The following is a 13,388-nucleotide window of genomic DNA, read 5'->3' as shown; positions in this document are numbered from 1 at the left end:
TTTCAAGATTCAGAGGCGGAGCCGGTCTGCACCTCGGCGGTGATGGCGGCGCACAGGGCCGGCAGATGCGCGGGGTTCTCCGGCGCTTGCACGCGGCGCAACGGCACGTGGCGGGCGACACGGCTGAGCAGATCAAACTCGCGCAGACGATGCCTGCGGTCGAGATCGTGGGTCAGATAACTGTTGGCGAGCAGCAGCAACAGGCCTTCGGCAGGCGGCACCGGCATGATGAGGGATTGGGGCGACTGCCCGCGATCATCGAGAAAATAGATTGCCCGCAGCGGCAGCTCGTCCTGTTGAAATTTGTATTCGCTGGCGCAGAGATCGAGGCAGCGCTTGTCCCACGTCGGAGTCAGGGGCGGCAGGGCCTCGGCCGACCCGAACAGAGCCGTGACGGCATCCGACCACAGTCGCAAAGAGGGATACCCGGGTTGTGCCAGAAAAACAGAACGCCGGTCGCGCAAGGCCAGCACGTCATCAGAGAGCACGGGAAAACCCAGGCGGGCGAAGCTGGCGGCGGTGGTTGACTTGCCCGCACCGGAGGGGCCCACCAGGGCCACGGCCCCACCCGCGATGGCCACGGCACTGGCATGCAAACACGTGACCTCCTGCAGCCCCAGTGCCACAGCCAGAATGGGACCGAGCAGATAGGTGGCCGCATCCTCCGGCGAGGAGGTCGCTGCCCAGGTCACGCCGATTTCACGCCCGCTGCAATCGACCACGAATTCGACGCCATCACTGAAGACGAAGCGATAATAATTCCCGCCGGCTGCCTGCCACAGGCGCTGCACCGGTGCGCCCTGGTCATCCCGCTCGCGACTTTCACGGCACAGCCGCTCACGACGGTCGGTGTTGGCGGGCAACCAGGGCGGCATCTCGCCAAACCAGACACGCACATCATTGGCTTCGGCATGGGCGGCAACCGGCAAACCGGGAAGCTGGCGGTTGGCCAGAAGTCTCAGACCATAAAGGCGGTATTGCCACATGATTTCGTCCGCAGGCGGTGTCTTGTGAAAGGCCGCCAATTGCAACCGGGCATTTTGCCGGGACACCAACACTTGCTCCTGACGGTCGGCAGTGATCGCAACCGGCGCGCAAATGACGCATCTCTCACGGGAGTAATTGCCATACCGCGCGCCAGCCCTCATGCTGAAAATGTAGTGCAGACATCTTGTCTGCCGGCAGGCTGGAAGCCTGCGTGACCGCGTTTGCATGGTAATCGCAGCACAGAATCCGGACAGGCAGTCGGCACTGCCCCATTGATTGCGGGCAAATGACAAGGCAAGGGTGTACACGCGGGGTCATGGCGGGGTGGCCTGGCTGCGTTTCATCATATTGGCGATGCCGCCATCCAGACGCATGTAAATGCCCAACGCCTGCGTGATTTGATGTATGGCGCCGTATGTCACCAACTGGGGACGGCGGTAATTCTTGCGGCTGGTGTTTTTGTCTTCGCTGATCATTGCATATCCCTTTTCAAAGAGATTGAACAGCTTATGGAGGAGTTGAAAACCACCGAGCAGTCAGATTCACAAAGACAACTGCCTCAACCATTGATTCAAGGCGAACGGCCGGAGGGGCACGTAGGGATCAATCCCGTTCAGGGGCCGGCCGCTGAGACGGGGAACGGCGCGCCGATCGACGAACTGATGCAGCAACGGCACCGGCGTGAAATCATCCAGCCATTTTACTTCATGCTGTTGCAACCATTCCTGCAATGGCTCGCCCGGCAACGGGGTTTTGGGACGCCGTCTGATTTTTTCCGGCAGCAAATCGACGGTGCAGCGGCGCAACAATTCCTTCGTGACGAACCATGGCAGGGGCGGCATGGCGAGCGTGAACTGCACCAGCCGCAGATCGAGAAACGGCAAACGAAACTCCAGCGGCACGCCCAGGACGCCGGCATCATAGAATTCGAACACACTCTGCCAATAGGGCGTGGTCAATCCGTGATAGGCGCCCGGCCGCCAGCGGTGCGGCACACCAGGCTGGTTGTAGGTGACCTCCTGCCAACGCTGGCGCAGGTGACAGCGCGCAACGAAATCCGGCGCGATCCAGGACGGGACGCCATCGCGGCGTGGTTCGCGCCGGCGCCAGGCACGCAACCGGGCGCGCAATCCCAGACCCAGCGGTGGCAGCGCGCGACGCTGGCGGACATAATCGCGTACCGCACGCCATGTCTGCCGCGGCGGCAAAGCACGCAGCATGTGAGCCAGGCCGGAGGGGTAAAGCAACTCGTCACCGCCATCACCAGTGAGGACCACGTGGCCGTTGGCCAGACTGGTTTGCAACTGGGCGGAGAGCAGAGCGGTCATCGGCTCATCTGCCGGTTCCGGAAAGGCCGGCACATGACCGTCATCGAAGAGGGGAAAATCGTCGGCCCGCAGGAGATGCAGCGGCAGACCGATCGCCCGGGCAGCCAGCTCGGCATATTCGCGTTCGCCGTCAGGAATCAATTTTTCATAATACACCGTCATGGCGGCGAGCCGGGGGGGATTCTGCTGTGCCTGCGCCAGCGCGGCGATGGTGGTGGAATCCAATCCGCCGCTCATCCAAACGGTGAGGCGATCGCAGCGCAGCCGGTCGGCCACCGCCTGCTGCAACAGCTCCCGAAAACGGTCAACATAGTCGGCGTCACGGCGGTAGCACAGAGGTTCAGGCACCGGCAGGCGCCAGTAGCGCCGTGTGCGCACGCCCTCGCTGCCGGCAGTCAGCACATGTGCCGGTGGCAGACGCTGAATATCGGCGAAACTGGTGGAGGTTGCATCAAGATTGCAGCCAAACAACAGGTAATCGCCGATGGCAGGCTCATGCAGGCGCGTCGAGACCGCGGGATGGGCGCGCACCGTGTTGAGGGTGTTGCTGAACACCAGCGTGTTGCCGCAATGGGCGTAATACAACAGCCTGACGCCAAAATGATCACGGGCACAAAACAAGCGCTGCCGGCGGCCATCCCAAATGGCAAAGGCAAAATCCCCGAGCAGATGCTGCACGCATTCTTCACCCCACGCCTGATAGGCCAGCAGGATCAACTCCGCATCGCTGACGGTCGCGAGATCGCGCGGCGGCAGTGCCAGACGCTGCCACAGGCCGGCGCGATCATCGAGACGGGCATCGGCAGTGATCCACACCTCACCATCGAGGCTGCGGGGTTGCTGCTCGCGTCCGGACTCATGAGTAGAGGCCAACAGTGCATGCCCGAATCCCACCCTGCCATTGACCCAGATCGCTTGCGCCTGCGGTCCGCGGAACTGCATCGTCGCGGTGAGTTGCTGCAGCAGGCGGCTTGCCACCGGCGCGCCATCGCAGTTCACCAGGCCAACGATGCCACTCATGAGCGCAGACCCTCCACCAATGGCAGGGGCGTATAACGTGCCAAATCCTCGACTGCACCGATCACAACCCGGCCGTGCTGTTCCACCCAGGCATGGGCCTGCAACCCCGCCGCGCCGGTTTTGGCCACGCCGAGGTGCAACTTGGCTGGGTAACCGTGACGTTTGAGCAAGGTGTGCGCGGTCAGCGCCTGCACCAAGCAGGTGGCGTGCGGCACGTAGCGGCTCAGCACCGTGAGCGCATGGATGAGCGTGGCAATGTGCAAGACGGTGTCCTGGCGGCGCCGGCGCAACTGCCGCAGCAGCCGCTGCACCGTCGCAAAGGGCAGCAGCCACAACCCCAGCCGAACGGCGCACAGCAGGGCGAAAGCCTGCAGCCAGACTTTCCGCTTGGCCGCAGGCAGGCGCAGGAATTTATGCAAGCGAAGCATCGGCGAAATGGATCAAACCGGCGTCGAGCAGGGTGCGCAGCAGCTCCAGAATATCGCGGCGGCAGATCTCGGCTTCCACTTCGTATTCGGCCAGAATGGCGGCGTGCAATTCATCGACGGTGATGGGCTGCTGCAGCAGGTGCCAAATGCGGGCGCCGACTTCATCCAGACCATGATAAACGCCGGTGTTCAAGTTCAGAATGACGATCTCGCCGCCGAGATCGGAAAAGATTTGTTCCGGCGCGGCAACCACGCGTGTGGTTCCGGTCAGTGTGCGTTCCATCCTGTCAAACTCCCAACGGAGGCTGCGGCACGGTCCGGCTGTAAGAATGGGACGGGCCGCCTGTGATCTTGCGAAGCTGGCGCGGATCGATGTTGATGGCCAGTGACTGGCCAATCGACTCGAAGGCGATGATGAGGCGTTGCCGGCCCTCAAACGAGCGCAGCACCCCGCGCAGGCCGGCCAGTGGTCCGGCGATGATTTCCAGCAAATCGCCCGGCACCAAATGCGGAATCGGCTCGGGATCGAAATCATTCGCCAGCATTTTGCGCACGATGGCGATCTCATGCTCGGGAATGATCGAGGGCTGGCCGTGCTGGCCCAGCATGCGCACCACGCCCTCGGGCGTGAGCGAGAGCAGGCGCTCTTTGGCATCGGCATGCACGAAGACATAGCAGGAAAACAGCGGCATCTCGATCCATTTCTTGCGATCACTCCACTGCCGCAACACCGGACGCAACGGCAGATAGGCGTGCAAGCCCAGGCGGCGGAGTTCGCGATCCACACGTTTCTCAAAATTCGGCCGCGTATAAAGCGCGTACCAATGGCGAATCTTTTCGGTTGCTGTGTTCATCCGGATGCTCGCTGCTCAATATTCCAAGCCTGGAAACGACTCTTAAAATTTATATGTGAAACCCTCCTTGCCCCCTGCCCCTTGCCTTTTGCCCTTTGCTCACGACCACGCCGGCAATTTGCGCTGCTGCTTTGGCAGCTTGCCGTTGGTGTGGTTGGCGTGGTAGTGATAGTGGTAATAATAGTAGTAGCTGCCGTACAAGCTTTCCATTTTGACGGAATTGAGCAGGGTGCCCAGGAAGCGGGCTTTCATCTGTTGCAGCAGTTTAAACGTCTGAAACGTGGCTTCCTTGCTGGTTTGGCCGGCCTTCACCACCAGGAAAACGCCATCGACCAGGCGGGCGAGCACCGCGGCGTCGGTGACCGCGATGGCAGGCGGGCTGTCGAACAACAAGATTTCGTACTCGGCTTTGAGCGTTTCCATCAGACGCTGCATCGTGCTGCTGCCGAGCAGCTCCGAGGGATTGGGCGGCAGGGTGCCGCAGGTCATGACATGGAGATTGTCAATCTCTGTTGCTGCAATGGCCTCGCCATGCGCAGCGTGGCCGGCCAGCACATTCGACAAGCCCAGGCGCCGGTCGAGTTTGAACACGTGATGCAGCACCGGCCGCCGCAAATCGGCATCGATGAGCAATACTTTGCTGCCGCTTTGCGCCATGACGATGGCGAGATTTGCCACGGTGGTCGACTTGCCGTCGCCCGGTCCCGGACTGGTAACCAACAGGGTGCGCAGGGGGCTCCCGAAGTGGGTGTATTGGATGCCGGTGCGCAAGGTGCGATAGGCTTCGGCAATCGGTGACTGGGGTGCGAAGTGGCTGATCAAGCGTGCCGCCTTCCGCCGGTTTTCGTCATTGTCAGGCGGGTGCGCGCTGCCATTGGTCGCCCCGTTGGTCGAGCCGTTCAATGAAATTTTGAGAAGCTGCAGCGCCTTGTCTTCCTTGATCAGGGGAATCGAGCCGAGCACCGGCTGGCCCATGCGCTCCAAATCCTCCACTGTGCGCACCGAGGAGTCGAGCATGTCGAGCAGGAAAGCCAGCCCCACGCCCAGACTCAGGCCGAACACCATGCCCAGGATGAGATTGAGCCGCTTGTTGGGGCCGAGCGGGGCCTCGGGTAGCTCTGCGGGCTCAATGATGCGCACGTCGCCGAGCTGGCCGACTTCGGTGATGCGCAGTTCTTCATACTTTTGCTTCATCATCAGGTAGATATTCTCATCCACCTGCGCCGAGCGTTGCAGTTGTGCCAGCACCAGCTTTTTCTCCGGCAGGCTCTCCAGCCGGCGGGTGTAGTCCGCCACGATCTCCTGGAGCGAGGCCACTTTCGGTTGCAGGGCCTGCAGCGAGGCTTCCACTTCGAACTTGCGCACATACAGCTCGTCCTGCAGGGCCGGCGAGCCGGCGGGCTCTGCCGCCGCATGCCGGGCAAACTCATCTTTGAACTTCTGTGTCAACGCGTGAATTTGTTCATCGAGCTGCTGCAGGCGCGGATTCTTCTCGTCGTAATTGCCGTTGTTGACGAGATACGCCACCTGCACGGCGCGCTCCTGCTGCAGGGCCGCCATCTCCCGTTTTAATTCTTCCAGGTAGGAAGTCGCGGCGGTCACCTCGAGTTCGAGTTTGCGACCGAGCTGACTGTCGATGAAGCGCAGGCGCGCACGCTGGGACTCCAGCTCCGCCAGGGATTCCTTGTAAAGGGATTCGAACTCCACCAGTTTTTCCACCAGACGGCTGGCGTCATCGGGCAGGGTCAGGGTTTTCTGCGCCCGGGTGAAATCCTTCAGCGCCCTTTCTGATTCCGCCAGTTGCTGTTGAATGACGTTCAATTGATTTTCCAGAAAGGTCTTCACCTGGCGAACTTCCGCCTGGCTCATGGCGCGGTTGAGATCGCTGAAGGCTTCAACGTAGGCATTGGCGATCAGCATCGCCTCGCGCGGGTGTTCGGAAACGGCGCTGATCAGGATCATGTCGGTGTTGCGGATGGGCTCGATGCTGAGATAGCCGGACAGGCTGCGCGCCAGGGTCTCCACATCCTGCAGTCTGCGGCCCGCCGGCCGGTGGCGGGCCGTGTCGGCGACGCTGCGGCCCAGCAAACGGCCGGCGGCTTCCATCAGCCGCTGCCAGCGGCTTTTGACATGACCGTGTGCCTGCAGCAGGGGCAATTCGGCAGCATAAGGGGATTCCAACAATTTTTGTGCGACAGCCTTGGCAATCGCGCGGCCGCGTAGAATCTCGATCTGGTTGCTGATCATGGTCTCCATCTGCCAATAGGCACTGCCATCAAACGGAGGCAGTCCGAGGTTGGACTTCACCTTGACCATGACCTTGGCGTCTGCCTGATAGAGCGGCACCGCGGTGACGTTCAAATAGAGCGCGATCGCCAGCACCACCACAAAACACGCCACAATGCCCCACCGCCCGCGATACAGAATGCGCAGATAGTCGGCAAGCGGTGTGGTTTGGCGCATGATTTTTTCTTTCATTGCCACGCTCATGTGAGGGAAAGGGCTAAAGCGAAGACCGTCCCATCCAGGCACAGCTCCGCCATGTCAGTCACATTTTGGGTAATGAACTTCACAACCAACATCATGATTTCCTGCACCTCCGGACGGCTGCTCACGATGCACAGCTTTTCTCCGGCTCATGGCAAAGCCAGTGCCAGTATCAGGCGCCCATCCGTCCGTTTGTTCCCATCCCGTCAAAGCTTCGGGCATTATCAATGTCTCGCGACGAAACACCCGGATGATTTCGCCGCTCCCTCACACGTGCTGGGAAGAAATTGCACACTTTGTGTTAAATATTTGCTCAAACAGGCGCCACTGTCCGTCCCCCTCCCGCTGCCGTGCAACTCCACAAAGGGCGTCCCCTGCTGCCGCGGTCACAGTTATTCTCCCCCAATAACCCCGAAAATGCCATGGCGCAGGCTGCCAGCCTGCAGGCAGACAAGAGGCCCGCGCGACGTTTTCATGCCGAGGGGTTGCCCAAATGAGCATGACCAATTACCCTGAAGGCAGGCATGCCGGCAAAACCCGGGTCGGGATGACAATCCTGAGACAGTTTGCGACTGGGGAAAACAACTGAAGCAGACATCTCGGTGGCCCGCAATAGACAAAAACGGAAATGCACCAGAAAATGATCGGACGGCAGGGAGGCAGAAAGGGATTGAATGAGTCGAGTGGTCGTCAGGCATTTCCCTGGCTCGTCCTGACCGCGGTAATCATGCCCCATAGGCCGAGGAATGGGTGCCGGCACCGCGCACAAAAGCCGACCGGCGTGCACCCAGGGAAATCGCCGGCTTGCGGCCAGAGATGTCGGCACGCAAATAACGCTGAGCAATCCTTGCTGAGCTGGGTTCAATCGTCTGCTCCCTGCATAACCTCGGAGGCCTTGCACTCGTGCTGGCAGTCCCTTGCTGCACGGCTGCAAACCGCTGCAAACCACTGTCTAATGCCTGAGGGTAGAGGCCCCAAAAAATGCCCACTCGGCATGCCAACGCCGGGCCACGCGTGGCTGGCCTGCGGTACCGGCCGCAACCGGCATGGATCAGAGATGAAAAGCACCGGGGCGTGCCAGGTTGAAACTCCGGGGAGATATACCGGCGGAGGGGTAAAAATGCTGAAAACGGACAGGCAAGTTGCAGAAGCACAACTACAGGTGTTACAACTTCGTCATGCGGGTGACAAAATGGGGAGGATCAACTGAAACCAACAGCGCGAGCCGGATGCCGGTGCGCTGCCGCCGGATGCAACTATGTTACAGAGCTGCGGCAATCGCCGGCACGGAATTGCCGGCCGGCACCGGGAGCAAATTCATGAAACGGAAGCAAGCCCTGCCACCCAGGCTTGCCGACACCGGATAAAAACAGCCATCCGCGCTGCACGTGGCGGGGATTTTGTTTTTTGCGGCACTTCCCTCCCGCGCAATGTGCTTCTGCCGGCTCAATATTCCCAGCGCACGCCCGCGGAAAAATTGCGCACTTCGTTGATGTTGCGTTCGACCTGATAATAGTTGTAACGCAGCAGATTGCGCACGGCCAAGTGGGCGGTGAATTGATTCCAACTATAAAGCAGCCGCATATCCAATTGCCGCTTGGGCACGCGCTGATCATCCTTGAAAATCTGCACCTGCTCGCGCAACAACCGCGAGGCAAAACTGTAGTCGGCTTCCAGCGCCCATCCCCCCAGTGTGAGGGCAGGAGAAAGGTAGGCCGTCACGCGCGGGCGGTAACTCAACAAATCCCCCTCTTGAAACGGCACCGGAATTTTGGCATCCTTGTCCACTGCCGTGATGACGGGATTGGTCCAGGTCGCGCTGGCCTCCAAACCCAGACGATTTTGCCAAAAGCGCAACCGGCTGGCAGCTTCGATGCCTTCCACCTTGGCTTTGGGAATGTTCACCAGGATGGCGTAGAAGTTGGCACCTTCCGGTACGAACACCGGCTCGATCAAATCGCTGTAGTGATTGGCAAAAGCCGTGACTTCGAAATGGGCGAAGTCTCCCAGCCGCTGGCGCACGCCGGCCTCCAAAGAGAGAGAACGTTCGGTGGCGATCTCCGCATTGGGGCGAAAGGGAATGGGAATGTTGAATTGCAGGAAGCGCTCGCCCAACACCGGGATGCGAATGCCACGACCGAAGGAGGCATGAAAAACAGTGGCCGGGGTCAACGCGCAGCTCATGCCGAGCTGCGGGCTCAGGTGTTGTTCTTCCAACCCTTGCGGCAGCGGATTGGGAAGATCGATGCGCTCGAAGCGGTTCTTGAGGGGATTGAAAACCGTCTTGATGTAGCGTTGCGGGCCGGGCAGCAGATAGTACTGATCGAAGCGCAAGCCCAGATTGATTTTCCAGTTTGAAGCAGGCTGCCAGTCTTGCTGGAAATAGGGGGAAACCGTATAGGCGAAATGGCGGCCAATTTGACGCTGTTCGGCGAAATCATATTTGTACTCGACGCCGAGCGTGAAGCTCACTGTGCTGTCGAGCTGGCTGTGTATTTGGAAATCCGCGCCCGGGCCCTGCGCCGGCTCGAAATCGCCGGAAACGCGGAATTGATTGCCGGTCAACTGCCGCACGAAAGAAGTGCGCAGCTTGAATTCCAACCAGTCATTCAGGCGCTGGCGCCACTGGCCATAGAGCGTATAAGCGTCCAGTTTCAGACGAAACTCGGCGAAATCTTCCGGCCGGCCGCCGGTGGCATTGGGCACGAGATAGGGATTGCTGAGATCGGACCACACGAACTCGCCGCGCCGATCCCGCGCATAGGCGCCGAACAGGGTGATTTCCGTGTTGCCGGCAAAACCCCACACCAGCTTGCCGGTGGCGTTCCAGCGGTGGTAGTGACGGTTCTGGCGGTCGCCGGTGGACTCGGAGCGGCCAATGGAAAAGCGAAACCCGAGCCTGCCGATCTGGCGCGAATAACTCACATCCTGGCGGTTGAAGTGAAGCGTGCGCTCCGTCCATTTCCATTCGGGATAATAAGGCCGGTCATAGATGCCGGCGCTGGTGCGAATGCTCAAGCGGCCCTGCGGCATCGGCGCTCTGGTGATGACGTTGATTACACCGCCAAGCGCAAACGAGCCGTAGAGCGCGGACGACGGGCCCTTGATGACTTCCACGCGCTCGAAATCCGTGACCGGCAGGATGTCCCAATTCATGGTGCCGAAATCACTGGGCAGTGCCGGCACACCGTCGAGCAGGATCAAGACACGACTGCCCAGCCCGCGATTGTAACCCGAGCTGTTGCGCACGTTGACGTTTTGCTCGATCAGGCTCACGCCGGGAATGCTCTCCAGCGCGCGGTCGAGGCGGGCGGCATCGCGGCGCAGCGCCGTCTCCCCGCTGAGCGCGCTGATGCTCACCACCGCCCGCTGAATCTCCTCCGGCTGCCGGCTGGCGGTGACCACCACCTCATTCATCTCCAGCACGCTGCTGCGCAGGGCAAATTCCACGCCGGTGACGGCATCGGCCTGCACCGTGACTTCAGCGTGTGCCACCTGGTAGCCGATCAAACTCGCGCGCAGCGCATGGTTTCCCGGCGGCACACGCCGAATCACAAAGGTGCCGCTGGCATCCGCGCCCGCGCCCAGCAACGATTCCAGAATTTGCACCGTGGCGCCCGGCAACACTTCGCCGGTTTCGGCATCCACCACCCGACCGCGAATCTCGCCGAAATGCTGGCCGTGCAGCACAGGTGTCCAACCCAGGAGCACGATCACCGCCAACAGCAATCTTTGTGGCCACCAGCCTGTCTTCCACATTATTATTATTCTCACCAGCCTTTTCCGAATGAGCACGACCATGCTGTTCGCTGTGGGGAAGCGGGCACAGGGTGAACTTCGGACCGCATGAGGTTGAAACTTTTGCGAACGGACATCAATTCATCCGCCGGGGTTGCAGCGCCCTCCGCAATTCCTGCCGGCGGCAAAGCAGGGATGGGCAAAGATTCGTGGCACACCATGCCGGCCAGCCTCAAGGACATGGCGGGCAGACTTTGCAGTAGTTGATCCCGGCAGGCAGGGTGGAGAAATGCACCTCGAAATCGACGTTCGCGATCGTCGAATCCTTCACCGCGAGCACCGGTTTGGGAATGAGCTGGCCGTTGATTTCGCCGCAATGATACAGCCCCACGGCACGGATGTCGAGAAACTGGCCCTTGCCATACCAAAACAGGGAGAGAAACTTGATCTCGCCCGCGTTCACCGCCAGCCGGTATTGCTCTTCGAGTTTGAACAAGCCCAGGGTGAAATTCAGGCCTTTGAGATTGCCGAGCACCGCGGGCAGAAATGCCGGCCCGCCGGGTGGAATCACCCCGACGGCTGCAACTGCCACGGCTTGGGAATTGGCAGGCCAGGGGTCCTTGAAGGTGATCTTGCCGGTGATGATGGCATCGCGGCTGGCGAACTCCCAATTGGCCAGAATGTTTACGCTGTCCGCCACCGGTTCATCCTCCCGCACCACCACCTGCTTGAGCTCGAAAATCCTGGTGGGATCGAGATGCACGCCCAGAATATTGGCGATATCCCACGCCTGCCCGGACTTGCGCCAGAGCACACCGGCGGCGGCATACACCCCCGGAGCGGCGAACAACTCGTAGCGCAGGGTGTCATCCCGGCCGGCGGGTTTATTGCGATCAAAAGCGAGCGGCGGGCTGTAGATTACTTCGGAGAGCAAATTCTCGGGCGGCAATTTTTTCACCAGCACCACCACCACTTCTGCGACATAGGTCGGCGGTGTCGGCCCGGTGAAGATGATGTCGCCGGTGACTTTGGTGCGCACCGGCTCCACGCCGTGATCCGAACCACACCCCACCAGCACCAGCAACAGGGCGGCAGACCACCAGCGGGCAGCCGGCAGGCGGCGCAACCAGCCGCGGCGGTGTTTCCAATCATCGAAGATCATCCGAGATTTCAACCTGAAATTATTCGGGAAAGCGGGTGGCATCGATGCCGGGCAGCAGGCGCAGAGCATTTTTGTAGTAGATTTTCTTCAGCACGTCATCCGGCAGGTCCAGGCCATACAGCTTCCAAAACGCATGGCGCTTGCGATAGTAGTCGAAATATTCATCCGCGGTTTCCAGCACGCGAAAATAGACGTGATACTCCCGCGGCGCCCAAATATCCTTGCCGAACAGCACGCGATCCTGGTATTTGATGAACCACTCCCGGGCAAAACGCGGCTGGCGGCCGGGGTCGTAAATGATGGCGCCGAGTTCGGTGTAGAGATTGGGAATTTCATCGAGCAGCCTGCCAAGACGGGTCAGGTCGCTGGCGAGCCAGCCCATGTGGGCACTGATGAAGGTGGTGCGCGGATGCCGGCGCATGAGATTGAAATGCTCGGTCATGACCTGCTCCCAGGAGGGCTCGCGGCCGTGGCGATGGCGCCCGGGAAACTGCTTGAGCTCCAGCCAGCGTTCATTGAAGCGATCGTGCGGCAGCCAAAACGCGGCGGGATCGCCGGAATGGATCAGCACCGGAATTTTCAGCTCCGCGCATTTTTCCCAGATCGGATCGAGACGCGGATCATCCACCGGCACGCGCTGGCCGCTGCTGTCGGTCAAGTCCAGGCCGAGATCCTTGTAGATTTTCAAACCGGCGGCGCCGTGACGGACGTCCTGTTCCAGCTCGCGCACTGCCCGTTCGCTCCAGCCGGGTCTGCCAATGCCGGTGAAATCCACGTTGGTGAAAACCAGAAAGCGACCCGGCGCAGTGCGGTTGGCGTTATCCACCGCGGCTTTGAGATACTCCCCGCCATGAATGCCAAGGCTGACCGAACTGTCCGGATTGACGAGGCGTTTGAAACCGCGGCCGCTGAGATTGACCATCACCGCCATGTTGAGCTTGTCCATCTCCGCAACCAGCAGCCGCAAATCCTGCGTTGGCATCTCCGCTTGATGATTGTGAACGTCAATGAAGGGATACTTCGCCCGCGTGACCGGATGCGCCGGCACCACCAGCATCGAGACCGGCTCGTATTCCTCGAACGACATGGTTTGCTGCTGGCCGCGCACCGGCAGAAATCCGGAGGCCAGCAACACGCCGGTGGCGAGCAACAGCGACCGCACGCCCGGCGGGATCATCGTGTGAACCGCCGGCGGCATCGCCGCTGGTTGCATTGCCTCACTGGCATTTGGTTGCAGATCACTCCTCAAATCAAACCTCGCGCACATGCCAATTGGTTGGTGTCTGCCTGAAAGTGTTCCCGCCTCGGCCGGGCCGGGCTTCAGAAAAACGCGAGCGCGGGCGACCTTCTGAGGTCTTTGACGCAACAGCCAAGCTGTTGCCGG

At 60.6% G+C, this 13,388-nt stretch carries 10 protein-coding genes; all 10 read right to left on the bottom strand.

Features of this window, described 5'->3' with window-relative positions:
* Positions 1 to 2: 2 nt before the first annotated feature.
* Complete coding sequence (locus ONB52_00455) at positions 3 to 986, bottom strand: ATP-binding protein (protein MDZ7414608.1); 984 nt, start codon at positions 984 to 986, stop codon at positions 3 to 5.
* Between the two features lie 315 nt (positions 987 to 1,301).
* Complete coding sequence (locus ONB52_00450; protein MDZ7414607.1) at positions 1,302 to 1,463, bottom strand: hypothetical protein; 162 nt, start codon at positions 1,461 to 1,463, stop codon at positions 1,302 to 1,304.
* 66 nt (positions 1,464 to 1,529) lie between these two features.
* Positions 1,530 to 3,335, bottom strand: a complete 1,806-nt coding sequence (locus ONB52_00445; GenBank protein MDZ7414606.1) for an asparagine synthase-related protein — start codon at positions 3,333 to 3,335, stop codon at positions 1,530 to 1,532.
* Positions 3,332 to 3,763 (bottom strand): lasso peptide biosynthesis B2 protein, encoded by a 432-nt coding sequence (locus tag ONB52_00440; protein MDZ7414605.1) that lies wholly within the window; start codon positions 3,761 to 3,763, stop codon positions 3,332 to 3,334. The genes ONB52_00445 and ONB52_00440 overlap by 4 nt, the downstream gene beginning before the upstream one ends.
* Positions 3,747 to 4,046: a PqqD family peptide modification chaperone gene (locus ONB52_00435; GenBank protein ID MDZ7414604.1), complete on the bottom strand. Its 300-nt coding sequence runs from the start codon at positions 4,044 to 4,046 to the stop codon at positions 3,747 to 3,749. Before ONB52_00435 ends, ONB52_00440 begins: the two co-directional genes overlap by 17 nt.
* A 4-nt stretch (positions 4,047 to 4,050) precedes the next feature.
* Positions 4,051 to 4,617: a UpxY family transcription antiterminator gene (locus ONB52_00430; GenBank protein MDZ7414603.1), complete on the bottom strand. Its 567-nt coding sequence runs from the start codon at positions 4,615 to 4,617 to the stop codon at positions 4,051 to 4,053.
* Positions 4,618 to 4,716: 99 nt separating this feature from the next.
* The gene (locus ONB52_00425) at positions 4,717 to 7,095 is read right to left on the bottom strand and encodes a polysaccharide biosynthesis tyrosine autokinase (GenBank protein MDZ7414602.1); all 2,379 of its coding nucleotides are present in this window, start codon (positions 7,093 to 7,095) and stop codon (positions 4,717 to 4,719) included.
* 1,455 nt (positions 7,096 to 8,550) lie between these two features.
* Positions 8,551 to 10,863 carry a TonB-dependent receptor gene (locus tag ONB52_00420; protein ID MDZ7414601.1) on the bottom strand — a complete coding sequence of 771 codons (2,313 nt, stop codon included), beginning with the start codon at positions 10,861 to 10,863 and terminating at the stop codon, positions 8,551 to 8,553.
* A 211-nt stretch (positions 10,864 to 11,074) separates the two neighbouring features.
* Complete coding sequence (locus ONB52_00415; protein ID MDZ7414600.1) at positions 11,075 to 12,004, bottom strand: hypothetical protein; 930 nt, start codon at positions 12,002 to 12,004, stop codon at positions 11,075 to 11,077.
* A gap of 19 nt (positions 12,005 to 12,023) precedes the next feature.
* A complete protein-coding gene (locus ONB52_00410) occupies positions 12,024 to 13,217 on the bottom strand; it encodes an amidohydrolase (GenBank protein ID MDZ7414599.1) in 1,194 nt (397 codons plus the stop codon).
* Positions 13,218 to 13,388 lie beyond the last annotated feature (171 nt).

It is taken from the genome of candidate division KSB1 bacterium, from assembly GCA_034506255.1.
GTDB lineage: Bacteria > Zhuqueibacterota > Zhuqueibacteria > Zhuqueibacterales > Zhuqueibacteraceae > Coneutiohabitans > Coneutiohabitans thermophilus.
Note: the sequence above shows the minus strand (reverse complement) of the source record. Positions and strands in the feature narration are given on the sequence as shown.

What these genes read in the sequence shown, in the direction of transcription:
- ONB52_00455 (MDZ7414608.1), bottom strand. Translation starts at nt 986, where the DNA reads ATGTGGCAATACCGCCTTTATGGTCTGAGACTTCTGGCCAACCGCCAG.
- ONB52_00450 (MDZ7414607.1), bottom strand. Translation starts at nt 1,463, where the DNA reads ATGATCAGCGAAGACAAAAACACCAGCCGCAAGAATTACCGCCGTCCC.
- ONB52_00445 (MDZ7414606.1), bottom strand. Translation starts at nt 3,335, where the DNA reads ATGAGTGGCATCGTTGGCCTGGTGAACTGCGATGGCGCGCCGGTGGCA.
- ONB52_00440 (MDZ7414605.1), bottom strand. Translation starts at nt 3,763, where the DNA reads ATGCTTCGCTTGCATAAATTCCTGCGCCTGCCTGCGGCCAAGCGGAAA.
- ONB52_00435 (MDZ7414604.1), bottom strand. Translation starts at nt 4,046, where the DNA reads ATGGAACGCACACTGACCGGAACCACACGCGTGGTTGCCGCGCCGGAA.
- ONB52_00430 (MDZ7414603.1), bottom strand. Translation starts at nt 4,617, where the DNA reads ATGAACACAGCAACCGAAAAGATTCGCCATTGGTACGCGCTTTATACG.
- ONB52_00425 (MDZ7414602.1), bottom strand. Translation starts at nt 7,095, where the DNA reads ATGAAAGAAAAAATCATGCGCCAAACCACACCGCTTGCCGACTATCTG.
- ONB52_00420 (MDZ7414601.1), bottom strand. Translation starts at nt 10,863, where the DNA reads ATGTGGAAGACAGGCTGGTGGCCACAAAGATTGCTGTTGGCGGTGATC.
- ONB52_00415 (MDZ7414600.1), bottom strand. Translation starts at nt 12,004, where the DNA reads ATGATCTTCGATGATTGGAAACACCGCCGCGGCTGGTTGCGCCGCCTG.
- ONB52_00410 (MDZ7414599.1), bottom strand. Translation starts at nt 13,217, where the DNA reads ATGCAACCAGCGGCGATGCCGCCGGCGGTTCACACGATGATCCCGCCG.